Raw genomic sequence first — 23,354 nt, 5'->3', positions numbered from 1 at the left:
GGCCACAAGCTGCTCAACCGGTGAAGTTAAACTCAATACTGAGGGTTGACCATGCAAATCGGGATTCCAGCGGAAATCGTCGCTGGCGAAACGCGGGTAGCCGCCACTCCGGAAACGGTGAAGAAGTTCATCGCCGCCGGAAATACCGTGGTGGTGCAGGCGGGAGCCGGCGTCAAGGCCAGTGTGCCGGATGCTGATTATGTGGCTGCAGGCGCTACCATCGCTGCGGATGCCGCCGCTACCTTGGCGGGTAGTGATATTGTGCTGAAGGTGCGCTCACCCCAGCCGGAAGAAGTCGCCCTGATCAAGGAAGGCGCCACCGTGGTGGGCATGTTTGATCCCTACCGCAACCCCAACCTGGACATCTATGCCGGTCGCAAGCTGAACAGCTTCGCCATGGAACTGCTGCCGCGCACCCTGTCGCGCGCGCAGAACATGGACGTCCTGTCCTCGCAGGCCAACCTCGCCGGTTACAAGTCCGTGCTGCTGGCCGCCTGCGAATACCAGCGCATGTTCCCGATGCTGATGACCGCCGCCGGCACCGTCAAGCCCGCCCGGGTCGTGATCATGGGCGTCGGCGTCGCTGGCCTGCAGGCTATCGCCACCGCCAAGCGCCTGGGCGCGGTGGTGGAAGCCACCGACCTTCGTCCGACCGCCAAGGAGCAGGTCGAGTCGCTGGGCGGCAAGTGGCTGGATGTGCCGATGTCGGATGAAGAGAAGGCCAAGGCCCTCGGTACCGGCGGCTATGCGTGGATTCCCTCCGAGCAGTACGTCAAGGATCAGGCTGTCATCGTCGACAAGGCGGTGTCCAATGCCGATATCGTCATCACTACCGCGCTGATTCCCGGTCGTAACGCACCGCGCCTGATCAAGGCCGAAACCGTCGCCAAGATGCGTGCCGGTTCGGTAATCCTGGACATGGCGGTGGAAAGCGGTGGCAATGTCGAAGGCTCTGTCTGCGGCGAAACCGTGAACACCGCCAACGGCGTCAAGATCCTCGGTATCCCGAACATTCCCGGCACCGTGGCAGCGGAGGCTTCAGCCCTCTATGCCCGCAACCTGCTGAACTTCGTCGTTACCCTGTTCGACCAGAGCGGGGCGTTCGCCATCAACCGCGACGACGAAATCCAGAAAGCGCTGCTGGTGACGTTCGGCGGCGACGTGCTGCTACAGAAGAAGTGAGGAGCTGAGTCATGAATCCTGAAATCGTCCAGGCCGCCACCCAAGCGGCTGAACATGCCTCCGGCGTGCCGTTCATCAGTGTCTTCACGGTGTTCGTGCTGGCCATCTTTGTCGGTTACTACGTGGTCTGGGGCGTTACCCCGGCGCTGCACACGCCGTTGATGGCGGTGACCAACGCCCTGTCCGGCATCATTGTGGTCGGCGCCATGCTGCAAGCCGTGTCTTCCGGCGCGGATCCCGCAGCGCTGCAAGCCATTACCCCGACCAGCCTGCTCGGCGCCTTCGCCGTCTTTTTGGCCAGTATCAACATCTTCGGCGGCTTCGCGGTCACCGAGCGCATGCTTGATATGTTCAAGAAGAAAAAGAAGTAAGGAGCCACGACCATGCAAGATTTCGCACAATATGCTGACTGGTTTTACCTGATTGGCGCGGTCCTCTTCATCCTGACGCTGCGCGGCCTCTCCGGCCCCAAAACCGCGATCATGGGTAACCGTTACGGCATGATCGGCATGACGCTGGCCGTCGTGACCACCTTCTTTGTGGCCCCGAATCCGGTTTACGGCCTGATCATTGGCGCAATGGTGGCCGGCGCCGCCATCGGCCTGTATCGCGCCCGCACCGTACCGATGACACAGATGCCCGAAACCGTGGCGATGATGCACTCGCTGGTGGGCCTGTCCGCTGTCTGTATCGCCATTGCCGCCGTGCTGCATGAAGGTGTGCATCATGACGGCGTGCACCGCTTCGAGTTGTTTATCGGCTGCTTTGTCGGTGCCATCACGTTCACGGCTTCGGTGTTTGCCTACGGCAAGCTGGCCGCCAAGAAGTGGGCCAAGTCCGTCAAGGGCGGCTGGGTCAAGCCGGTGCAGGCGACGCTGGCCCTGGCCATGCTGGCCTGCGGCATCATTTACTTTACCAGTGAAAACCTGAACGCCTTCTACGCCATGACCGCGCTGGCCCTGGCGCTGGGTTTCATCTGGATCGCCCCGATCGGCGGCGGCGACATGCCGGTGGTGGTGTCGCTGTTGAACTCGTTCTCGGGGTGGGCGGCGGCCGGTATCGGCTTCACGCTGAACAACTCCATGCTGATCATTGCCGGTTCGCTGGTGGGTTCCTCTGGCGCCATTCTGTCTTACGTGATGTGCAAGGCCATGAACCGCTCGCTGATGAACGTGCTGTTCGGCGGCTTTGGCGCGGCGGCGGCCGGTCCGGCGGTGGAAGGCGAGCAGAAGCAGAAGAACTACAAGTCCGGTTCGCCGGATGATGCGGGCTTCCTGATGTCCAACGCCGACAGCGTCATTATCGTGCCCGGTTACGGCATGGCTCAGGCCCGCGCCCAGAACGCGGTGAAGGAACTGGCGATCAGCCTGAAGGAAAAGGGTGTCAACGTCCGTTACGCCATTCATCCGGTGGCGGGCCGCATGCCCGGTCACATGAATGTGCTGCTGGCTGAAGCCGATGTGCCGTATGAAGACGTCAAGGAAATGGACGAAATCAACAGTGACTTCGCGTCCACCGACGTGGTGCTGGTGATCGGCGCCAACGACGTGGTCAATCCGGCCGCCAAGGACGATCCCAGTTCGCCCATTTACGGCATGCCGATCCTGGAAGCCCATCGCGCCCGCACGGTCATGGTGATCAAGCGTTCGATGGCCACGGGTTATGCCGGTCTCGACAACGACCTGTTCTACCTCGACAAGACCATGATGATCTTCGGCGACGGCAAGAAGGTGGTGGAAGACATGGTGAAGAGCATCAACGGCTCCGGCCACTGATCGCTCATCTCCGGAAAAGGCCCCGCATTTTTGCGGGGTTTTTTTTGGCCAATGGAAGGCCAATTACGGATTTCCCCGTGGATAAAATGCCCAAAGTCAGGGCGCTTGGGCTACAATCGGGGGTTTGAACCGCTCTAGCTGCCAGGGTTGCCCCATGTTGTTGATGATTGATAACTACGACTCCTTTACCTATAACCTCGTCCAGTATTTCGGCGAGCTGGGTCAGGATGTCCGCGTCTATCGCAACGACGAAATCACGTTGGCGCAGATTGAGGCGTTGAAGCCGGACCATATTGTCATTTCCCCCGGGCCTTGTTCGCCGAATGAGGCCGGGGTATCGATGGATGTGATCCGTCACTTCGCCGGCAAGATTCCGGTGCTGGGCGTTTGCCTGGGACATCAAAGCCTGGGACAGGTTTTTGGCGGTCATGTGATCCGCGCGCGCCAGGTGATGCACGGCAAGACTTCGCCGATTTTTCATGAAGGCAAGGGCGTGTTTCACGGCTTGCCGAACCCTGTCACGGCCACCCGTTATCACTCCCTGATCGTCGAGAAGGACAGCCTGCCCGATTGCCTGGAAATCACGGCCTGGACGCAGCATGCCGATGGCTCGATGGATGAAATCATGGGCCTTCGCCATAAGACACTGGCGGTCGAGGGCGTGCAATTCCACCCTGAATCGATCCTGACCGATTGCGGCCACGACCTGTTGAAGAACTTCCTGGAGGCGAACTGAGATGGATATCCGCGCCGCCATTGCCCGTATAACTCAGCGCCAATCGCTGGAGTTGGCTGAAATGGAAGCGGTCATGCGTGCGGTCATGACCGGCGAATGCACTCCGGCCCAGATCGCGGGCTTGCTGGTCGCCTTGCGCATGAAGGGTGAAACCCTGGATGAAATTGAAGGCGCGGTGCGGGTCATGCGCGCCCTCTGCAGTCCGGTCAACCTCACGACCCTGGAGAAAACGGTTGATATCGTTGGTACAGGGGGTGACGGAGCCAACCTGTTCAATGTTTCGACCGCGGCATCGCTGGTGGCCGCGGCTGCCGGGGTGCGTGTCGCCAAGCATGGTAATCGCGGAGTGTCCTCTTCCAGCGGCAGCGCGGATGTTCTGGAAGCCGCCGGGATTCATCTGGGGCTTGATACCGAGCAGACGGCGCGTTGCATTGAAGAAGTCGGCGTGGGCTTCATGTTCGCCATCAATCATCATGCCGCGATGAAGCATGCGGTGGGTCCGCGCCGTGAACTGGGTGTACGCACGATTTTCAATGTCCTGGGGCCGATGACCAATCCGGCGGGCGTACGCCGCCAGGTTCTTGGCGTATATGCGCGCGAGTGGTGTCGTCCCCTGGCCGAGGTGCTGCGGCGATTGGGTTCTGAGCATGTGATGGTGGTTCACTCGGACGAGGGCCTGGACGAGCTCAGTCTGGCGGGGAAAACCCGTGTGGTCGAATTAAATAATGGCGAAATCCGCGAATATGACCTAAAACCTGAGGATGCCGGCCTGCAAATGCAGTCGTTGGATGGGTTGATCGTCAACAGTTCCGCAGCTTCTCTGGCCCTGATTGAAGAGGCTTTGGGAAGTCGTAAGACGGCGGCCGGGCGCAAAGCGGCTGATATGATTGCGCTGAATGCGGGTGCGGCCATTTACGTGGCCGGAGCGGCAGGACAGTTGAAGCATGGCGTGGCGATGGCGGAAGACGCTATCCATAGTGGACTGGCGTTGGAAAAGCTGGGCATCTTGCGTGAATTTACCCGCACTCTTGCGGGGGCAGCATAAATAAAGTGACAAGATAAAGACATGACATCACATATTCTCGGAACCATTCTCCAGCGCAAGGCCGAAGAGGTCGAGGTTCGGCAGCGCCAGTTTTCGCTGGCCACGCTGGAAACCCGCGCCAAGGTCGCCGATCCGGTTCGCGGGTTTTATCAGGCCTTGCGCAAGAAAATCGATGCCGGGGACCCTGGTGTCATTGCCGAGATCAAAAAGGCGTCTCCTTCCAAGGGAGTGATTCGGGAAAATTTCATTCCTTCCCAGATCGCCCGCAGTTATGAGCGCGCCGGGGCGGCCTGTCTTTCGGTGCTGACTGATATAGATTTCTTTCAGGGCGCCGACAGTCACCTCCAGGCGGCGCGCTATTCCTGCAGCCTGCCGGTCATTCGCAAGGACTTCGTGATTGATCCTTATCAGATCGTCGAGGCGCGGGCTTTGGGGGCGGATTGCGTCTTGTTGATTGTGGCGGCGTTGTCGGATGGCCAGTTATCCGAGTTCTATTCCCTGGCGCGTGATTACAAGCTGGATGTGCTGGTGGAAGTGCACAGCTATGCGGAGCTGGAGCGGGCATTGCGCTTGCCGGGATTGCCGATGATCGGCATCAACAACCGTAACCTCAAGACCTTCCAGGTCAGCCTCAATACCACGCTGGCCTTGATGCGCGCAGTGCCGAAAGACAAACTGATTGTGACCGAGAGTGGTATCTTGCAGCCTGCCGATGTCATGCTGATGCGGGCCAACGGCATTCACGGTTTTCTGGTGGGGGAGGCCTTCATGAGGGCCGAGGATCCGGGCGAGGCGCTGAAGGCGCTGTTCTACCCGGTGAATACCCGACCGACCCGCGCTTACTAGCGCGAGCCGTAAATCACCATCGTCTTGCCCTTGACATTGATCAGCCCCTGATCCTCCAGGGATTTCAACACGCGCCCGACCATTTCGCGGGAACATCCCACAATCCGACCGATTTCCTGACGCGTGACGCGGATCTGCATGCCATCAGGATGGGTCAGGGCGTCCGGTTGCTTGGACAGGTCCAGCAGGCAACGGGCGACGCGTCCGGTCACGTCGAGGAAGGCGAGGTCGCTGACCTTGCGGGTGGTGACACGCAGGCGTCCGGCCAGCTGGGCGGACAACGCGAACATCAGGCCGGCGTCCTGACGGGCCAGTTCCTTGAATTTGCGGTAGCTGATCTCGGCCACTTCGCAGGCGCTCTTGGCGCGGATCCACGCGGACCGGATCGGCTTGTCTTCGAACAAACCCATTTCGCCGAAGAAGTCCCCTGCATTCAGGTAGGCAACCACCATTTCGCGTCCTTCATCATCCTCAATGACGACCGAGACCGATCCCTTGACGATGAAGAACAGGGAGTCGGAAGCGTCGCCGGCGTGAATGATCGCGGCTCGTGCAGGGTACTGGCGCAGATGGCACTGTTCCAGAAACGTCTGCAGGTTGGGAATGTGGGCGAGAGCAGGAATAACGGGCATCTTGATCGTGTCCTGATTAGTTCTTGGAATAATTCCCTATAATAGACAAGTCATGGCAAATCAGTAGCGATTGCTTGGCAAAAATGCCAAATAAACCGCAAAACAACGTATATGCCAGTGAAAACGATCATAGGCGGGAGTGAACATGCAAGCAACCATCCAGTGGGTGAAAGACGTTTCTTTTGTGGGTGAATCCGGGAGCGGCCATGCGCTGGTCATGGACGGATCGCCGGAGTACGGCGGCCGCAACATCGGGCCGCGTCCCATGGAGCTGCTGCTGATCGGTTTGGGCGGTTGCGCCTCGTTCGATGTGGTGACGATCCTGAAAAAGGCACGCCAGCAGGTGACCGATGTGCGCACCGAGCTGAAGGCGGAGCGGGCGGACACCATCCCGGCGGTTTTCACGACCATCCACCTGCATTTCGTGGTGACCGGCAAGGATCTGAAGGAGTCCCAGGTCAAGAAGGCGGTGGAGCTGTCGGCGGAGAAGTATTGCTCGGCCTCGGCCATGCTGGCGGCGGGCGGGGTGAAGATCACCCACGATTTTGTGATTGTTCAGGAGGCTTGAGCTATCGGCTGAGTCCGCTTTTTCCTGCGTACATAAAGGGTTTTGTGTACGCGGGCAACCAGCTTTCCTTTATCGTCCACGACATCCACCACATATTCCGGCAGCACCGGCCGGCCTTCGGCCGCCTCGGTTCGCAGCCGTCCGATCTCGGCAGGATCCAGCCTAAAGCGTGCATGCACGGTACCGCGTCCCGGCGCCATGAAATCAATCCGCGCCGCCTTGTCCCAGACGATGTAATCCCGGCCCAGGTTCTCCATCACCATCAGCATGAAGTGCGGATCGGTCATGCTGTAGAGGCTGCCGCCAAAGTGGGTGCCGACGTAGTTGACGTTGCCGGAGTGCAGTTTCATGCGCACATCAATCGCCAGGAAGTCCGGGCTGATGCGCTCGACGCGCACGCCCGCGCCCAGATATGGCAGGTAGGCATTCAGGCGCAGGCGCAGCAGCCAGTGTCTGGGCAGGCGCTCAAGCATGGTAACTGGCTTGGGTCATGACCTTCGAGACCAGTCCCATGATGCGCCGGATCGGCGGCGGCAGGTCGATGCCGCCCGCCGCCAGCGCCTGATTGCGGTGGTGGTCTTCGTCTTCATGCATCTGGTTGAGGATGGCATGAGTACGGTTATCACTCGCGGGAACCCGCTGCATGTGGCTTTCCAGATGCGCGCAGACCTGCTTCTCGGTTTCCGCGACAAAACCCAGGCTCCATTTGTCGCCGGCAATGCCCGCCGCCGCGCCGATGCCGAAGGACAGGCCATACCACAGCGGATTGAAAATGCTGATATGGCTGCCCAGTTCCTTGAGCCGGTCTTCGCACCAGGCCAGATGATCCTGTTCTTCCAGCGCGGCGCGCTCCATTTCCTGGCGCACGGTCGGCAGGCGCGCCGTCAGCGCCTGGCCGTGGTAGAGCGCCTGGGCGCAAACCTCGCCGCTGTGGTTGACGCGCATCAGCCCCGCGACTTCGCGTCGCTGCTCCGGCGTCAGTTCCGCGACGGGTAGCGCCGCGCCGGGGTTGACGCGCAGGGCGGCCTGATTGTTCGGTGTCAGGGTGCGGAGGATCTGGTCGGCATGTTCAATCAGACGGTCAGCCAGGGTGTAGCGGCGCATGGGATACCTGCCGGGTCAGTGGGTTTCGGGAAAGGATAGCCGGGTTTACGGGTCTCAGCCCGGCGGCCAGGTCAGCTTGCGGCCGGCCAGCAGATGCAGGTGAATGTGGTAGACGCTCTGGCCGCCATCGGGATTGCAATTCATCACCACGCGATAACCCGCTTCGTCAAAGCCGTGCTCCTTGGCCAGTTGCGACGCGGTGGTCATCAGTTCCCCCACCAATGCCGCTTCCGAGGCGGGGACATCATTCAGGGTGGTGTAGTGCGCCTTGGGAATGATCAGGATGTGGGTGGGTGCTTGCGGGAACAGGTCGTGGAAGGCAATGACGCGGTCGTTTTCAAAGGCGGTCTTGGCCGGAATCTGTTTCGCGGCGATCTTGCAGAACAGGCAATCCATCGGAGGCATCCGTCGGGAGGGGGAGAAGCTTCAACTTTATCGGGCCGGGCGGTTGTCGCGCAAGGTTTGCCGTATAATTCGCGCCCTGTTGACGTAGAGGGGTTGTGATATGGCAATTCGGCGCCGGGCCTTGGCCTTGCTTTCGGGCGGGCTTGATTCGATGCTGGCGGTGAAAGTGATCCAGGCGCAGGGCATCGAGGTAGAGGGCATCAACTTCTATACCGGCTTCTGCGTGGAAGGGCATACCCACGCCATCCGCCGCCAGAGTCCGGACAAGCCGGTGCGCAACAATGCCCTGTGGAGCGCCGAGCAGTTGGGCATCCGTCTGCGTATCGAGGATATCAGCGAGGAATACAAGCGCATTGTGCTGCAGCCGCGCTATGGCTACGGTACCCACCTCAATCCTTGTCTGGACTGCAAAGTATTCATGGTCAGCCAGGCCAACCTGTTCCTGAACCGCGCGCGTGAAGTGGCGGCGGATGAAGGCTTTGACTTCATCATTACCGGCGAGGTGCCGGGGCAGCGGCCGAAGTCGCAGAAATCGAGCTACATGCGGCTGGTGGCTTCCGAGTCCGGGGTGGATGAACGGCTGTTGCGCCCGCTGGCGGCCAAGATCATGCCGCCGACGTTGCCGGAGCGTGAAGGCTGGGTGGATCGCGAGAAACTTTACGGATTCAGCGGCCGCAGCCGCGCCCCGCAGATCGCCCTGGCGAAATCCTTCGGGCTGGAGGACTGGTCGCAGCCGGCGGGCGGCTGCTGTTTCCTCACCGACGAGGCCTATTCCCGCAAGCTGCGTGACCTGTGGAATTCGCGCGGGCGCAAGGATTACGAGTTAGATGACATCTTGATGCTGAAGGTCGGGCGGCATATCCGCCCCGCATCCCACTACAAGCTGATGATCGGCCGGGAAGAGGGCGAGAACAATTTCCTTGAAGGCTATCATCAGGATTATCCGCATATCCGCATTCTCAGCCATCGCGGACCGTTGACACTGATTGACGGCGAGCCGGAGGCCTCCGATCTGGATTTTGCAGCCCGGATCGCCGCGCGTTTCTGCCAGGGGCGAGACGAAACCTCCGTTCGGGTCGGCATTCATCAGCCCGACGGCGTGGTGCGGGAAATCACGGTGCGGCCATTGCCGGATGCCGAGCTGGAGAAAGGTTGGTATGTCTGAATTTGTCGCCGATATAGTGGTGGATGCCCGCCGGTTGTTGTGCCCCATGCCGGTGATCCGGACACAGGCTGCGGTGCGCAAGCTGACCGCCGGTCAATGCGTCGAAGTATTGACGACCGATCCCGGCGCTCTGCACGATATTCCGGCCTGGTGTCGGGTGCAGGGGCATGAGTATCTGGGGTGTGAGCAGGCGGGCCGAGAGCTGCGTTTGCGCCTGAAAGTCTAGCGCTCTTTTTTGGTGCGCTGTCCGGGGCTTTAGCGCTGTTTTGGTGCGCTGTTTTGGTGCGCCAGTTCGATTTTGGGTAAATGATCCCGGCAAGTGCTTGAAGGGGAGGCATTCGGGAGGCCTGAGGCGAATGGCATAACTTTTGCTATAAAGTCACTGCACCGAAAACAGGCACGCCAATACGGTGGTTTTCAGGTTGGTTTTGCCGAAGCAAAGCTTTAAACTGCTTGCCGACCGAACGCGCCACTGTCGTGGACGGATGCTGAGCCGGGCCTGTTCACGACTGACTCACACAGTTTTTGTACCCCGTTTTCCGATTTCCGGTAACTCTGGAGCTTTTGTAAATGTCCAACAAGACCTTAGACCTGATCAAGCAGAACGACGCCAAGTGGGTTGATTTCCGCTTCACCGACACCAAGGGCAAGGAACAGCACGTGTCCTTCCCGGCCGCCACTGTCGACGAAGAAACCTTCGTCAGCGGCAAGATGTTCGACGGCTCCTCCATTGCCGGCTGGAAAGGCATTGAAGCTTCCGACATGATCCTGATGCCGGATGCCGAAACCTCCTTCATGGACCCGTTCTTCGACGAGCCGACCGTGGTCGTGACTTGCGACGTCATTGAACCGAACACCATGCAAGGCTACGAGCGCGACCCGCGTTCCATCGCCAAGCGCGCCGAAGCCTACCTGAAGGCTACCGGTATTGGCGACACCGCCTTCTTCGGTCCGGAACCCGAATTCTTCGTGTTCGACGAAGTGAAGTGGAAGATCAACATGTCGGGCGTGTCCCACGAGCTGATCGCCGAGGAAGCCGCCTGGTCGACCAACAATGACTACGAAGGCGGCAACACCGGCCACCGTCCGCGCGTCAAGGGCGGCTACTTCCCGGTTCCCCCGGTCGATTCCGGTCAGGACCTGCGTGTCGCCATGTGCAACGCCATCGAAGCCATGATGGGCCCCGGCCGCGTCGAAGTGCAACACCACGAAGTGGCGTCCTGCCAGAGCGAAATCGGCGTGTCCTTCAACACGCTGGTGCGCAAGGCTGACGAAGTCCAGGTGCTGAAGTACGCCGTGCTGAACACCGCCCATGCTTTCGGCAAGACCGCTACCTTCATGCCGAAGCCGATGGTCGGTGACAACGGTTCCGGCATGCACGTTCACATGTCCATCTCCAAGGATGGCAAGAACCTGTTCGCCGGCGACCAGTATGCCGGTCTGTCCGAAATGGCCCTGTTCTTCATCGGCGGCGTCATCAAGCATGCCCGCGCCCTGAATGCCATCACCAACCCGGCCACCAACTCCTACAAGCGTCTGGTGCCGCACTACGAAGCTCCGATCAAGCTGGCCTACTCCGCCCGCAACCGTTCGGCTTCCATCCGTATTCCGTTCGTGTCCAGCCCGAAGGCCAAGCGTATCGAAGCCCGTTTCCCGGATCCGGTCGCCAACCCGTACCTGGCTTTCGCCGCCCTGCTGATGGCTGGTCTGGATGGTATCCAGAACAAGATCCATCCGGGCGAAGCTGCTGACAAGAACCTGTACGACCTGCCGCCGGAAGAAGATGCCAAGGTCCCGACCGTGGCCGAAAGCCTGGAAGTGGCTCTGGCCGCGCTCAAGGCTGACCACGAGTTCCTGCTGAAGGGCGGCGTGTTCACCAAGGAAATGCTGGAAGCCTACATCGAGCTGAAGACCGAAGAAGCCCGTCTGGTCAGCACGCAAGTGCACCCGATCGAGTTCGATCTGTACTACAGCTGCTGATATGGCAGACTGACCGCGCCTCCGGGACGGTCAGTTACAAAAGGCCCGCCTTGGCGGGCCTTTTTGTTTTCTATACTAGGCTTATAAATTACATGCGGGAGAGGGTTATGCGTTGGTATGTCCTTATCATGGCGGGGCTTCTGGCCGGGCAGGCAATGGCCGGGATTTACAAGACCTATGACAAGAACGGCAATGCCATTTACTCGGATGCTCCTTCAGGCGGCGCCGAAGAGGTGCAAACCCGTGAAACCATGGTGGTGCCGTCCTTGCCCCGGCAGGTGATTGACCAGAAGCTCAACATGGGCGACGCAAAGAAGAAAGGTGCCGCCGGCGCCGAGCCTTCGTCATATCAGGTCAAGATCACTAAACCGCTCCCCGACGCGCATTTGCAGCATGGGGATGAGGCTTTCTCCATGGAGTTCGAGCTGACGCCGAATTTGTGGAAGGGCCATCATGTCGAGATTTATCTGAATGGCGAGAAGATTGCCCGTGACAAATATTCCCCCAAGCTTGATCCCGCCGAGTTGCCGCGCGGAGAGCAGCGCCTGGAGGTGGTGATTGTCAATGCCAGGGGAGTGAAGGTGGCAAGTGACGCCATCAATTTCAATGTTTTTCAGGGTAGCGAGATTGCACCTGCTCCCTGAATGGGGCTTTGTTTCTTCAGGAAATAATTAGAATAATGACTATTCTGGTCACGGGTGGCGCCGGTTTCATCGGATCAAACTTTGTGCGGGAGTGGATAGGATCAGGACGGGGCCGGGTTGTTGTGCTGGACCGGCTGACCTATGCTGCCAATCCGGCAAATCTCGAAGGGGTCATCGCGTCGGGATTGTGCGTGCTGGTGCGCGGAGATATTGCCGACCAGGCCTGCGTCGCCAGCCTCCTGCAGAAGTATCAGCCTGAGGCGATCGTGCATTTTGCCGCGGAAAGCCACGTGGACCGCTCAATTCACGGCCCGGACGATTTCATCCAGACCAATATTGTCGGTACTTACCGCTTGCTGGAGGCCGTCCGGGGGTATTGGTCGGCATTGCCGTCATCCGTTCAGGCCGCTTTCCGTTTCCTGCATGTTTCAACCGATGAGGTATATGGTTCGCTGGCGGTGGATGCGCCACCCAGTACCGAGCTGGCAACTTATGCTCCGAACAGCCCGTACGCCGCATCCAAGGCCGCCTCGGATCATCTGGTGCGGGCCTGGCGGGAAACGTATGGCCTGCCGGTGCTGACCACCAATTGTTCAAATAATTACGGTCCTTTCCAGCATCCTGAAAAACTGATGCCATTGATGATCCTCAATGCGTTGGCGCGGAAGCCGCTGCCGGTTTACGGCGATGGTCAGAATATCCGTGACTGGCTTTATGTCGGAGACCACTGCGAGGCCATTCGCCGGGTGCTAGCGCAGGGGCGACCGGGAGAAACCTACAATATCGGCGGGGATTCCGAGCAGACCAACCTGGACGTCGTGCGGCAGATTTGCGCGGTGCTGGACGAGCTTTCCCCCCGCGCGGACGGCCGCTCTTATGCGGAGCAGATCACCTTTGTGGCGGATCGTCCCGGTCATGACCGGCGTTACGCGATTGATGCCCGCAAAGTCCGTGAGGAGCTGGGCTGGGCGCCGGCGCAGGCGTTTTCCTCCGGTCTGCGCAAGACGGTGGGCTGGTATCTGGAGCATCCGGAATGGGTGAGCCAAGTCGTGAACGGCGAATATCGTCGCTGGTCGGATCAACAATACGGGGCGGGAGCCGGGTCATGAAGGGAATACTGCTGGCCGGTGGCACGGGGACGCGGTTGTATCCCTTGACTATGTCGGTTTCGAAGCAATTGCTGCCGGTTTATGACAAGCCGATGATCTATTACCCCTTGTCGGTGCTGATGCTTGCCGGCATCCGCGAAATCCTGATCATTTCCACGCCGCGCGATTTGCCTGCGTACCGGCACCTGTTGGGCGACGGCTCGCGTTTCGGTATCCGGCTGTCTTATGTGGAACAGCCATCACCGGACGGATTGGCGCAAGCCTTTTTGCTGGGGGCGGATTTCATTGGCGACAGCCCGGTTTGCCTGATTCTGGGCGACAACGTGTTCCACGGCCAGCACTTTACGGAAAAGCTGTTGCGCGCCTCGGCGCAAACACGCGGCGCGACGATCTTTGGCTACTGGGTCAGCGATCCCGAGCGCTTCGGCGTGGTGGAATTCGACGCGGAAGACCGGGCGGTTTCGATCGAGGAAAAACCCGCGATCCCCAAATCCAGTTATGCGGTTACTGGGCTCTATTTTTACGACAATGATGTCGTCAGCATTGCGCGGACGATTCGCCCTTCCGGGCGGGGCGAGCTTGAGATCACCGATGTCAACAATGCCTACCTGCAGCGTGGGGACTTGCGCGTCGAGCGCTTGGGGCGGGGGTTTGCCTGGCTGGATACCGGAACGCACGAAAGCCTGCTGGATGCGTCGCAATACGTGCAGACCATTGAGCGCCGGCAGGGATTGAAAGTGGCCTGCCTTGAAGAAATTGCCTATACCCAGGGCTGGATTGACCGCAACTCATTGCGTCAGAGCGCCGCTTTGCACCGTAATACCGGGTATGGTCAATATCTGCTGAAGGTGGCGGGTGAGACATGAGGGTGCTGCCAACCCCGATTCCGGATTTGTTGTTGATCGAGCCTCGGTTGTTTGGTGACGACCGGGGTTTTTTCATGGAAAGCTTCAATGAGGCGCGCTTTGCCGCCCTGACGGGTTGTGATGTCCGCTTTGTGCAGGATAACCACTCGCGGTCCTCCCGGCATGTGCTGCGCGGGTTGCATTACCAGATTCGCCAGCCTCAGGGAAAGCTGGTCCGGGTGGTGGCCGGAGAGGTGCTCGATGTAGCCGTAGATCTCCGTCGATCCTCGCCGACGTTCGGACGCTGGGCCGGGTTTCGCCTTTCTGCGGAAAATCATCGCCAGCTATGGCTGCCGCCGGGATTCGCGCATGGCTTCGTGGTGTTGTCGCCGTCGGCCGACTTCCTTTACAAGACCACGGATTATTACGCCCCGGAGCATGAGCGCACGATTCGTTGGGATGACCCCGATCTGGCCATCGATTGGGGGCTGTCGGTCGCACCGGCACTGTCCGGCAAGGATGCGGCAGCCGCCTGGTTCCGCGATGCCGAGGTTTTTCCTTGAACGTGTTGTTGATCGGCCGGAATGGTCAGATCGGCCGTGAGTTGCAGGGGCGTTTGAGTGCTTTGGGCGAAGTGTTTGCGCCGTCCCGAGAGCAATTCGATCTGGCGGATCCCGACGGCCTGCAGAGGCAGTTGTCGTCAATTCGTCCGGACCTGATCGTGAATGCCGCGGCGTATACGGCCGTTGAGCAGGCCGAAAGCGAAACCGGCCTTGCGCAAAGCATCAATGCCCAAGCCCCGGAGATTCTGGCGGACGCCGCCAGACGGATGGGATCCTTGCTGGTCCATTTCTCCACGGATTATGTGTTTGATGGCCGCACTGCCGGCCGTTACCGCGAAACGGACGCGCCGAATCCGTTGAATGTATACGGGCGGACGAAGCTGGAAGGGGAGCGGGCGATCCAGGCGTCTGGCGCGGCGCATCTGATACTGCGAACCAGTTGGGTGTATGGCCCGCACGGGCATAACTTCTGGCTGACGATGCGTCGCCTGATGCGCGAGCGTTCCGAGCTGCAGGTGGTTGCCGATCAATGGGGCGTGCCCAATCCGGCATCGCTCCTGGCGGAGCTGACCGTGCATGCGATTGGCGAGGTGCTGGCCGACCGCAGCAAGGCCGGGCTTTATCATCTGAGTCTTCGCGGGGAGACCAGTTGGTACGGCTTCGCCTGCGCCATCGCCGAGTCTTGCGGGTATGGCGGTCGGGTGAATCCGATTAGTTCGGGCGCCTATCCTTCCCGGGTGACTCGGCCGTCGCGATCGGTGCTGGCGGCCGATCGCTTTGCGGAGGTGTTCGGCTGCAACCTGCCTGACTGGCGGACTGGCCTGGAGATGGTGTGCCGGCAGCCATCGTAGTGCTCCGGGCCGGGCGGATTGATTAAGGCGCTCCGAAGACCTATCTGATAAGATTCGCTTTTGTTTTTGGGGCAACGAGGCGGGAATGCTGCATCAACTACTGGTGGGATTGTCGCGCCGGGCCAAGGTGGCCCTCATGGTGTCGGTTGACACCGTGCTGCTCGTGTTCGGGCTGTGGCTGGCCCTGTCCTTGCGCTACGGTTACCTCTGGGCTCCGTTTACGCTGGAGCAGTGGTTGTGCATTGGCGTAGCGGTTGGAAGCGGCGTGGCTTCGCTGGTCTTTTTCGGGTTCTACCGCTGGATGGTCCGGTATGTCAGCGGCCATACGGTCAGTATCGTCTTCAAGGCGCTGGCGGTATCCGCGCTGGCGCTGGGCACGACGATCATGGCTTCCCGGGCCGAGCTTCCCCGCTCGGCGCCCGTGCTTTATCTCCTGGTGGCGGGCTTTCTGGTGGTGTCCTCCCGCTTTCTTGCCCAGCGCTATCTGCAGCGGAAGTCCGGCAAGGCGCGTATTCCCATTGTGATCTACGGCGCCGGCAATACCGGCTCTCAACTGGCGCTCAGCCTTCAGCACAGCAACGAATACCGGCCGGTGGCCTTCATTGATGATCGCCCCGCCTTGCAGGGGATGCTCGTTTTCGGCATCAAGGTGCACGCGCCATCCCGGCTTAGCTGGCTGATCGAAGAATATGGGGTGGCGCAGATATTCCTGGCCATGCCCTCGCTTTCCAACTCCCGTCGCAAAGACATTCTCCTGTTCCTGGAACCTTGCTCCCTGAAGGTCAAAACGGTGCCGCGCCTGCGGGATATCATCGACGGCAAGGCGCGGCCGGAAGAGGTCAAGGATATTGACCTGGAAGATTTGCTGGGGCGCGACCCCGTGCCTCCCGATATGCAGCTCATGGGGACAACCATTACCGGCAAATGCGTGCTGGTAACGGGAGCGGGTGGGTCGATCGGCAGTGAGTTGTGCCGAAAGATTCTGGAGCTGAAGCCGTCGATGCTGGTGCTGCTGGAGCAGAGTGAATACGGACTCTACGCCATCGAGCAGGAGCTGCGGGGTATCCAGCGCAGTCATCCCGAATTGCGAGATGTGCTGTTGGGAACCGTGCTTGGGTCGGTGCGCGATGCGCGCCTGCTGGCGACGGTGTTCCGTGAATATGCAGTGGCCACGGTTTTTCATGCGGCGGCGTACAAGCATGTCCCGATTGTGGAAAGCAATGTCGTCGAGGGTGTCAGTAATAATGTCTTCGGCACTCTGGCTGTCGCCAGGGCGGCACAGGAGGCCGGGGCGGCGACATTCGTGCTGATTTCCACCGACAAGGCGGTCCGTCCGACGAATATCATGGGCGCAAGCAAGCGCATGGCTGAACTGCTGCTGCAGGCGCTGGCGCAGGAAGAACAACGCAAGCCGGCGGACAAACGCACGTGTTTCTGCATGGTCCGCTTCGGAAATGTCCTGGGCTCCTCGGGGTCGGTGGTGCCGCTGTTCAAGGAGCAGATCCGTGAGGGCGGTCCCGTGACGGTGACGCATCCGGATATCATCCGGTATTTCATGACAATTCCCGAAGCCGCCCAATTGGTGATTCAGGCGGCGGCCATGGCCAGCGGCGGTGATGTTTTCCTGCTGGATATGGGCGAGCCGGTCCGCATTGCCGACATGGCGCGGCGCATGATCCACCTGATGGGCTTTCCGGTGCGCCAGCCCGGCGAGGAGCATGGCATCGCGATTGAATACACGGGGTTGAGGCCGGGCGAGAAGTTGTACGAGGAGTTATTGGTGGGTGACGCCGATGAGCCGACTCGTCATGAGCGTATCCGCCGAGCTATTGAAGTGTCACTCTCGCCTGATGAGTTGGATGATATTTTGATTCGCATGCGCCTACTATGTGAGGAAGGGCGCGTGGCTGATATATATGAGCTTTTCAGGACGCTTGGGATTGGATTTGCCTCTAGTCTGCACCTTCCGAGATGCCTGCCAATAAGTGCGGTGACCATGCCGTGACTGATTTGGCGGAGAAATGGTCGTGTTAGTACGTTCTGGATTGCTTTTAGCTTTGGGGCTTCTGCTAGGGCGCTTGCTGGGCTTTGGTCGTGAATTAGGTGTTGCAGCTCGGTTCGGTGCAACAGGTATGGCTGACGCGATCATTTTCACGTTAACGTTTCCTGATTTGTTGATGACTATTTTTTTTGGAGGGGTTTTGTCTACTGTGTTGGTGACCGAATTTGTTCGTTTAGGCGAGCAGGGGTCATGGGTGTTACATCGGCAAGTTACGCAATGGGGTGGTGCGTTAGCATTGGCCATGGCAATTTGTCTGGCGGCTTGTGCGGAGCCGGTAGTGCGATTACTGGCTCCCGGGGTCAGTGTATCTACGCAAGAGCTCATGGCACATGGCGTGGCCTGGTCAGCCTGGTTAATGCCGCTGATTGTATGCGCGACAGCGACAACAGTCTGGTTACAGGCCTTACAGCGTTTCGCCGCCAGTGCCTTTTCCACGCTGCTTTATAACGCAGTTGTAGTGATGGCGATCTGGACCGGGCTGCCAGCAGGAGATCCCTTGCGCGCGCTGGCATTGGCTATGGTCGCAGCTGGTCTGCTGAGATGCTTTTGGTTGTGGTTCGACCTGCGTGGTTGTGTTAATCCGACACCGCCCCACGGCATGGACTGGGTAGCCATGTTCCGCCGTTATCTGGATGCTCTTCTTACTAGTATTGCACTATTCCTGGTTCCCGTGATTGGTCGTGCAATGGCGACCGGTTCTGGCGATGGCGGAATGGCGCTTTATAACTATGCGTCTAAGTTGGTGGAGTTGCCTCTCGCTGTTGCCATCACTCTGGTCTCAGTGGTGGTATTTTCTCCATTGGCGCGCTTGGTCCAACAAAAAGAGGATTGGGCTTCACTGTGGCGCAGTAGTGCTCGCGTTGTTGTTGGTTTGTCTGTGATGATTTGTTTGACAACCTTTGCGTTTGGTCAAGAGTTAACATCGGTTGCGTTTGGCTGGGGGCAGTTATCAGAGACTCAATTAAAGCTCATCGCCGATATGACGATCACTGGGATGCTTTCATTGATTTTTCAGGGAGTCTATGCGTTGAATAACGTTGTTCTTTCTGCGCTGCATGAAACCCGACGCATGATGTTTTATTCCCTCGCAGGACTAATGGTCTTTATACTTGCGGCTTGGATTGGATTCTGGTTTTGGGAAGCAAAAGGTTTGATGGTGGCACTTACAGCAGCCTATGGGGTAATGGTTTTGCTCCAGTTATTCTGGCTTGGTGGGGTGGCTCAGGCAGGATTGGCAGATATCTTTGATAATCATTTTATCAGAGTGCTTGTTTTTATGATCTTGGCGTCATTGCCCTTCTTCCTGATTCCCAGCAGTCTGGGCCGGTGGTTGGGGCTAGTTGGTGCCTTTTGCCAGTTCATAGTGCTAACGGTGGTTGCTGTTGGTTTGCATCCACGCTTACGTCTCTGGGCTGGAGATCGGTTTAGGAGTATTTCGAAGTGATCCGGTTGATGTTTATTACGAACTTGCCTGAGATGGCGCATTTTGTTGCGGAGGCAGGCGTCAACCGAATCTTTGTCGATCTGGAGCAGGAAGGCAAATTCGAACGGCAGGGCCACCGCAACACGCTGATCAGCCGTCATGAGATCGCCGACGTGGCGGCAGTGCGCAAGGCCGCACCGGGTGTGGAGTTGCTGGTCCGGATCAATCCGTGGTCGGATGAGCGATCCCCGGGAGAAGTCGAGGCGGTGATTGCCGCCGGAGCCGACCTGATCATGTTACCGATGATTCGCGACAGCGGGCAGGTCCGTCGGCTGGGGGCCGCCGTGGCCGGTCGTGCGGCGATCATCCCGCTGATCGAGACCGTGGCCTCCGCTAATGCGATTGGCGAGATCGCGGCGCTGACGTGCGTCCATGAGCTCTACATCGGCCTCAACGACCTGCACATGGAACTGGGCTGCCGCTTCATGTTCGAGCCCTTGGCGGACGGCCTGGTGGATCGGCTGGCGGCGGAAATCCGTCCGTCGGGCAAGCCGTTCGGCTTTGGCGGCATCGCGCGGGTGGGCGAGGGCATGCTGCCTGCGGAACTGGTCCTGGGCGAGCACGTCCGTCTGGGCTCGACCCGCGTGATCCTCTCCCGCACCTTTCACCGGATGGCGGATGATGTCGCGGGGATTCAGGCGGATATGGATTTCGGACGTGAGCTGGCCAAGTTGCGGCAGTGCGAAACCGACTGGCGAAACGCGTCGGCTGCGGAGCTGGCAAGAAATCATGAAGCGGTGCGTGCGGCAGTCGCGACCATTATCGGCAAGCAGGTGGCGCAATGAAACGACTCCTTGATGGTCTGGCGGCGGGAGCCGGTCTCGCGGTGCTTTCGCCGGTGCTGTTGCTGGTCGCGGCGGCGATCCGGCTGGACAGCCCCGGTCCGGTGCTGTTCCGCCAGACGCGGATCGGGCTGGGCGGCCGGGAATTCCAGATTCTCAAGTTCCGCAGCATGGTGACCGACGCCGCTACGCGCGGACCGTTCAATACCCAGGAAAACGATCCCCGGATCACTCGCGTAGGCCGCCTCATCCGCAAGACCAGCCTCGATGAGCTGCCGCAACTGTGGAATGTCCTGGTGGGCGACATGAGCCTGGTGGGGCCGCGTCCGGATGTGCCCGCGCAGCGCGGCCTCTACACCGACGACGAATGGCGCGAGCGGCATTTGGTCCGGCCCGGCATTACCGGGTTGGCCCAGGCCACCCTGCGTTCCTCCGGCACCGAGGACCAGCGCAAGGCGCTGGACCTGCGCTATGTCCGCGAGATTTCCCTCGTCCTTGATGCCAAGATATTGCTGATGACGGTCCGCCAGGTGCTGACCCGGGGAGGGAACTAGCATGTGCGGCATTTTCGGCTATTTCGACGCCGGCAAGCGGCCGCTTGAAGAGGGCTTGCTTCAGCGGATGGGCGAAAGCCTGCATCATCGCGGTCCGGATGACCGGGGAATCTTCCATGAGCCCGGTGTCGGGCTGGGCAACCAGCGCCTGTCGATCATTGACGTGGCGCACGGCCACCAGCCCTTTGTCAGCGATGACGGCCAGGTGGTGGTGGTGCAGAACGGCGAGATTTTCAACCACGTCGAGCTGGCTGCCGGACTGGCCGGAACTCCGTTCGCCTGCCGGACCCACTCGGACACCGAGGTCATCCTGCGTCTCTACGAACAGCAGGGCATAGGCTTCCTGTCGCAGCTCAACGGCATGTTCGCCATCGCCATCTGGGATGCCCGCCGCCAGACGCTGTACCTCGCGCGCGACCGTGTGGGCGTGAAACCGCTGTTTGTCGCCGAGGATGACGGTCGGACTTTCTTCGCATCCGAGATCAAGTCGATCCTGGCGGCCGGCTGGCCGGCGGAACAGGATGACCGCGCACTGGACCTGTTCTTCAGCTTCAATTTCGTGCCGCCGCCCCATACGGCTTTCAAGGGCGTGCGCCACGTGATGCCGGGACATTACCTCGAAATCACCTCGTCGGAAATCCGCGATCATGTCTGGTGGGATCTGGCGCGCATGTCGCCGGAGGAGCGTCCGGAGTCCGAGTGGATGTCGGAGTTCCTGACGATTCTCGATGACGCCGTGCGTTTGCGCCTGCGTTCGGACGTGCCGGTCGGCGCGTTCCTGTCGGGCGGCGTGGACTCCAGCACGATCACCGGGCTGATGGCGCGTCATCTCGACTACCCGCTGCAGACCTTCTGCATCGGCTTCGACGATCCGCGCTTTGACGAGTCGCCCTTTGCCGAGGCGGCGGCGCAGCGTTTCGGCACAACGCACCTGAGTCGCCGGGTGGATGCCGACATGCTCGATATGTGGCCGCAGGTGTTGTACTACTGCGATCAGCCGCATGGCGATGTCTCTTTCATGCCGACCTACCGCGTGGCGGAACTGGCGGCATCGCGCCTCAAGGTGGTGCTGACCGGCGATGGCGGAGACGAACTGTTCGCCGGTTATGATAAGTACCGCCAGTTCTTCGCTCGCGAGTCGGCTTTCACGGCGCCGGAGGCGGAGTTCCGGCAGGATTACCTGAAGGCGATCGGTCTGCTGACTTTGCCGCAGAAGCAGGCGGTGTACGGCCCACGCCTGACGCCGATGTTGTCTGTGGATCACGCCCGCGAGGTGGTCGACCCGCTGCTTGGCCGCGTGGGGCATTGGGATCGCATCAACCAGGCGCTATACCTCGACATGATGCTGCTGTTGCCGGGCAACAACCTGGTCAAGCCGGACCGCATGGGCATGGCGGTGTCGCTGGAGGCGCGCACGCCGTTCCTGGATTACCGTATGGTGGAATTCGCTTTCCGCATGCCCGGTCGGCTGAAACTGAAGGACGGCGAAACCAAATATCTGTTCAAGAAGGCGGTGCGCGAACTGATCGGCGACGACCTGGCCTACCGCAAGAAGCAGATGTTCACGGTGCCGGTCGGCGAATGGTTCAAGTCGTCGCGCAAGGCGTGGCTGCAGTCAGCCGTGGATACCGGTTTCGGCGGCAGCTGGGCGGATCGTGACGGCTTGCGCCGCATGGTGGACGCGCATGTGAGCGGCGAGGCCAACCACACCCGCGAGATCCGTGCCTTGATGGCCGTGGATCTGTGGCGTCAGCGTTTCGGTATCGGGGCGTAGGCCATGGCAGCAGCGAAGCGGGTGCTGTTTGTCTGCTACGGCGGCGGTCATGTCGCCATGGTATTGCCGGTCGCGCAGGCGATGTGCGAGGCGGGGGCGGAGGTGCTGGTGCTGGCCTTGACCACCGCCTATGCGCGCGCACAGGCGGCCGGTCTGCCGGTCATCGGCTTTCGCGATCTGGTGGACCCGGTCGCCGATGCCGAAGCGCTGGCGTGGGGAAGGGAATTGGCCGGACAGATGGCGGCTTCGGATGTCGTGGCCCCGGAAGAGACCATCGCTTATCTGGGATTGTCGTTTGCCGATCTGGCGGAGCGTTGCGGCGGCGAGGCGGCAGCGCGCGCCGAATACGCGCGGCAGGGCAGGCATGCGTTCTTGCCGCGAGGCCCGATGCGCCGTCTGATGGACCGCTGGCGGCCGGATGTGGTGGTTGCCACCAATTCTCCCCGTGCGGAACGCGCAGCGATCGAGGTGGCGGGAGAGTGCGGGATCCCGTCGGTGTGCATGGTCGACCTGTTCGCGACCCAGGAAAGCGCTTGGATCGGTCGTCCCGGTTATGCCTCGAGGGTGTGTGTGCTGTCACCGTTTGTGCGCGAGCGGCTGGTAGCTTGCGGACGCGTCGGGGGTGAGATCGTGGTGACCGGAAATCCGGCCTTTGACCGGCTGGGTGATGCCTCCCTGACGGAACGGGCCGCGGCGTGGCGAGCGGAGAAAGGGCTGGCCGGACGCAAGCTGGTGGTGTGGGCCTCGCAGGACGAACCGGCGATCCACCCCTTTTCGGGGCGGCAGGGTTACCCGGAGGTGCCGCGCCAAATTGACCGTGCACTGCTGGACGCGTTGGGCCGGCATCCGGACTGGTTCGTGGTGATCCGTCATCATCCCAGCGAGCAGGTCGCCCTGACGCCGCTGCCGGAACGGGCGGCCTACAGCAGCCGTCAGGATGATCTGGCGGTGCTGCTGAAGGCGGCGGATGTCGTGGTGGTGATGTCCTCCACGGTCGGGCTGGAGGCGGCGCTGCTGGCCAAGCCGGTGATTGCCGTCGAGCTGTCCGCGTCCACGCCGGACGTGCCGTATGTCCCCATGGGCATTGCCCGGGGCATTGGCCGCGTGGAGGACCTGGAGGCGGCTGTCATGGCCGCATTGTCCGTCCCGTCAGCGGCTGCGCCCGGCGGCGGTCTGCCGGCGCCCGGTCACGCGACGCCGAACGTGGCGGCGGTGATCGAATCCTTATTCAACGAATGTCGAGGCTGAC

Annotated in this window: 25 protein-coding genes; 21 read left to right on the top strand and 4 right to left on the bottom strand. The window is 60.4% G+C overall.

The window, feature by feature from the left end; genetic code table 11:
• The first annotated feature begins 51 nt into the window (after nucleotides 1-51).
• From EV700_RS01265 to trpC, 6 genes are all read left to right on the top strand, one after another.
• Nucleotides 52-1,182 (top strand): Re/Si-specific NAD(P)(+) transhydrogenase subunit alpha, encoded by a 1,131-nt coding sequence (locus EV700_RS01265; protein WP_130410553.1) that lies wholly within the window; start codon nucleotides 52-54, stop codon nucleotides 1,180-1,182.
• An 11-nt stretch (nucleotides 1,183-1,193) separates the two neighbouring features.
• Nucleotides 1,194-1,553 carry a proton-translocating transhydrogenase family protein gene (locus tag EV700_RS01260; RefSeq protein ID WP_130410552.1) on the top strand — a complete coding sequence of 120 codons (360 nt, stop codon included), beginning with the start codon at nucleotides 1,194-1,196 and terminating at the stop codon, nucleotides 1,551-1,553.
• 12 nt (nucleotides 1,554-1,565) lie between these two features.
• The gene (locus EV700_RS01255; RefSeq protein ID WP_130410551.1) at nucleotides 1,566-2,957 is read left to right on the top strand and encodes an NAD(P)(+) transhydrogenase (Re/Si-specific) subunit beta; all 1,392 of its coding nucleotides are present in this window, start codon (nucleotides 1,566-1,568) and stop codon (nucleotides 2,955-2,957) included.
• Nucleotides 2,958-3,111: 154 nt separating this feature from the next.
• On the top strand, nucleotides 3,112-3,693 hold the full coding sequence (gene pabA / locus EV700_RS01250; protein ID WP_130410550.1) for an aminodeoxychorismate/anthranilate synthase component II: 582 nt from the start codon (nucleotides 3,112-3,114) through the stop codon (nucleotides 3,691-3,693).
• A gap of 1 nt (nucleotide 3,694) precedes the next feature.
• Nucleotides 3,695-4,738 (top strand): anthranilate phosphoribosyltransferase, encoded by a 1,044-nt coding sequence (gene trpD, locus EV700_RS01245; RefSeq protein WP_130410549.1) that lies wholly within the window; start codon nucleotides 3,695-3,697, stop codon nucleotides 4,736-4,738.
• A 21-nt stretch (nucleotides 4,739-4,759) separates the two neighbouring features.
• Nucleotides 4,760-5,584 carry an indole-3-glycerol phosphate synthase TrpC gene (trpC, locus tag EV700_RS01240; RefSeq protein WP_130410548.1) on the top strand — a complete coding sequence of 275 codons (825 nt, stop codon included), beginning with the start codon at nucleotides 4,760-4,762 and terminating at the stop codon, nucleotides 5,582-5,584.
• Here the strand turns inward: trpC and crp are convergent.
• Nucleotides 5,581-6,216: a cAMP-activated global transcriptional regulator CRP gene (gene crp, locus EV700_RS01235; protein WP_130410547.1), complete on the bottom strand. Its 636-nt coding sequence runs from the start codon at nucleotides 6,214-6,216 to the stop codon at nucleotides 5,581-5,583. The two genes, trpC and crp, sit on opposite strands and share 4 nt — an antisense overlap.
• Before the next feature lie 145 nt (nucleotides 6,217-6,361).
• Here crp and EV700_RS01230 point away from each other — a divergent pair, with 145 nt between their 5' ends.
• The gene (locus EV700_RS01230) at nucleotides 6,362-6,784 is read left to right on the top strand and encodes an OsmC family protein (RefSeq protein ID WP_130410546.1); all 423 of its coding nucleotides are present in this window, start codon (nucleotides 6,362-6,364) and stop codon (nucleotides 6,782-6,784) included.
• On the opposite strand, the gene EV700_RS01225 is transcribed toward EV700_RS01230, so the two are convergent.
• The 3 genes from EV700_RS01225 to EV700_RS01215 are packed head-to-tail and all read right to left on the bottom strand — an operon-like array spanning nucleotide 6,772 to nucleotide 8,284.
• Nucleotides 6,772-7,257 (bottom strand): DUF4442 domain-containing protein, encoded by a 486-nt coding sequence (locus EV700_RS01225; RefSeq protein ID WP_130410545.1) that lies wholly within the window; start codon nucleotides 7,255-7,257, stop codon nucleotides 6,772-6,774. The two genes, EV700_RS01230 and EV700_RS01225, sit on opposite strands and share 13 nt — an antisense overlap.
• Nucleotides 7,250-7,888, bottom strand: a complete 639-nt coding sequence (coq7, locus tag EV700_RS01220) for a 2-polyprenyl-3-methyl-6-methoxy-1,4-benzoquinone monooxygenase (RefSeq protein ID WP_130410544.1) — start codon at nucleotides 7,886-7,888, stop codon at nucleotides 7,250-7,252. The genes EV700_RS01225 and coq7 overlap by 8 nt, the downstream gene beginning before the upstream one ends.
• 54 nt (nucleotides 7,889-7,942) lie before the next feature.
• Nucleotides 7,943-8,284, bottom strand: a complete 342-nt coding sequence (locus tag EV700_RS01215; protein ID WP_130410543.1) for a histidine triad nucleotide-binding protein — start codon at nucleotides 8,282-8,284, stop codon at nucleotides 7,943-7,945.
• A gap of 109 nt (nucleotides 8,285-8,393) precedes the next feature.
• Between EV700_RS01215 and EV700_RS01210 the strand changes: the two genes are divergently transcribed.
• From EV700_RS01210 to EV700_RS01145, 14 genes are all read left to right on the top strand, one after another.
• The gene (locus tag EV700_RS01210) at nucleotides 8,394-9,458 is read left to right on the top strand and encodes a tRNA (5-methylaminomethyl-2-thiouridylate)-methyltransferase (protein WP_130410542.1); all 1,065 of its coding nucleotides are present in this window, start codon (nucleotides 8,394-8,396) and stop codon (nucleotides 9,456-9,458) included.
• Nucleotides 9,451-9,684, top strand: a complete 234-nt coding sequence (locus tag EV700_RS01205; RefSeq protein WP_130410541.1) for a sulfurtransferase TusA family protein — start codon at nucleotides 9,451-9,453, stop codon at nucleotides 9,682-9,684. The genes EV700_RS01210 and EV700_RS01205 overlap by 8 nt, the downstream gene beginning before the upstream one ends.
• A 344-nt stretch (nucleotides 9,685-10,028) precedes the next feature.
• Nucleotides 10,029-11,438, top strand: coding sequence for a type I glutamate--ammonia ligase (gene glnA / locus EV700_RS01200; protein ID WP_130410540.1), 1,410 nt, complete (start codon nucleotides 10,029-10,031; stop codon nucleotides 11,436-11,438).
• 107 nt (nucleotides 11,439-11,545) lie between these two features.
• The gene (locus EV700_RS01195) at nucleotides 11,546-12,082 is read left to right on the top strand and encodes a DUF4124 domain-containing protein (RefSeq protein WP_165391287.1); all 537 of its coding nucleotides are present in this window, start codon (nucleotides 11,546-11,548) and stop codon (nucleotides 12,080-12,082) included.
• Nucleotides 12,083-12,117: 35 nt separating this feature from the next.
• Nucleotides 12,118-13,191, top strand: a complete 1,074-nt coding sequence (rfbB, locus tag EV700_RS01190; RefSeq protein WP_130410538.1) for a dTDP-glucose 4,6-dehydratase — start codon at nucleotides 12,118-12,120, stop codon at nucleotides 13,189-13,191.
• Nucleotides 13,188-14,057: a glucose-1-phosphate thymidylyltransferase RfbA gene (rfbA, locus tag EV700_RS01185; RefSeq protein ID WP_130410537.1), complete on the top strand. Its 870-nt coding sequence runs from the start codon at nucleotides 13,188-13,190 to the stop codon at nucleotides 14,055-14,057. The genes rfbB and rfbA overlap by 4 nt, the downstream gene beginning before the upstream one ends.
• A complete protein-coding gene (rfbC, locus tag EV700_RS01180) occupies nucleotides 14,054-14,599 on the top strand; it encodes a dTDP-4-dehydrorhamnose 3,5-epimerase (RefSeq protein WP_130410536.1) in 546 nt (181 codons plus the stop codon). The genes rfbA and rfbC overlap by 4 nt, the downstream gene beginning before the upstream one ends.
• Nucleotides 14,600-14,601: 2 nt before the next feature.
• Nucleotides 14,602-15,450: a dTDP-4-dehydrorhamnose reductase gene (gene rfbD, locus EV700_RS01175; protein ID WP_242610185.1), complete on the top strand. Its 849-nt coding sequence runs from the start codon at nucleotides 14,602-14,604 to the stop codon at nucleotides 15,448-15,450.
• A gap of 85 nt (nucleotides 15,451-15,535) precedes the next feature.
• Nucleotides 15,536-17,455 carry a polysaccharide biosynthesis protein gene (locus EV700_RS01170; protein WP_130410534.1) on the top strand — a complete coding sequence of 640 codons (1,920 nt, stop codon included), beginning with the start codon at nucleotides 15,536-15,538 and terminating at the stop codon, nucleotides 17,453-17,455.
• Nucleotides 17,456-17,477: 22 nt separating this feature from the next.
• Nucleotides 17,478-18,956 (top strand): murein biosynthesis integral membrane protein MurJ, encoded by a 1,479-nt coding sequence (gene murJ / locus EV700_RS01165; RefSeq protein WP_165391286.1) that lies wholly within the window; start codon nucleotides 17,478-17,480, stop codon nucleotides 18,954-18,956.
• A 32-nt stretch (nucleotides 18,957-18,988) separates the two neighbouring features.
• The gene (locus tag EV700_RS01160) at nucleotides 18,989-19,780 is read left to right on the top strand and encodes an aldolase/citrate lyase family protein (RefSeq protein WP_165391285.1); all 792 of its coding nucleotides are present in this window, start codon (nucleotides 18,989-18,991) and stop codon (nucleotides 19,778-19,780) included.
• On the top strand, nucleotides 19,777-20,331 hold the full coding sequence (locus EV700_RS01155) for a sugar transferase (RefSeq protein WP_130410531.1): 555 nt from the start codon (nucleotides 19,777-19,779) through the stop codon (nucleotides 20,329-20,331). The genes EV700_RS01160 and EV700_RS01155 overlap by 4 nt, the downstream gene beginning before the upstream one ends.
• 1 nt (nucleotide 20,332) lies before the next feature.
• Entirely contained in the window at nucleotides 20,333-22,105 is a 1,773-nt protein-coding gene (gene asnB / locus EV700_RS01150) for an asparagine synthase (glutamine-hydrolyzing) (RefSeq protein WP_130410530.1), read from the top strand.
• 3 nt (nucleotides 22,106-22,108) lie between these two features.
• Nucleotides 22,109-23,353: a UDP-glycosyltransferase gene (locus EV700_RS01145; protein WP_130410529.1), complete on the top strand. Its 1,245-nt coding sequence runs from the start codon at nucleotides 22,109-22,111 to the stop codon at nucleotides 23,351-23,353.
• Nucleotide 23,354: the final 1 nt, after the last annotated feature.

Source organism: Fluviicoccus keumensis, assembly GCF_004217445.1.
GTDB classification, from domain to species: Bacteria; Pseudomonadota; Gammaproteobacteria; order Pseudomonadales; family Moraxellaceae; genus Fluviicoccus; species Fluviicoccus keumensis.
This window is presented reverse-complemented; position numbering and strand designations above follow the sequence as displayed.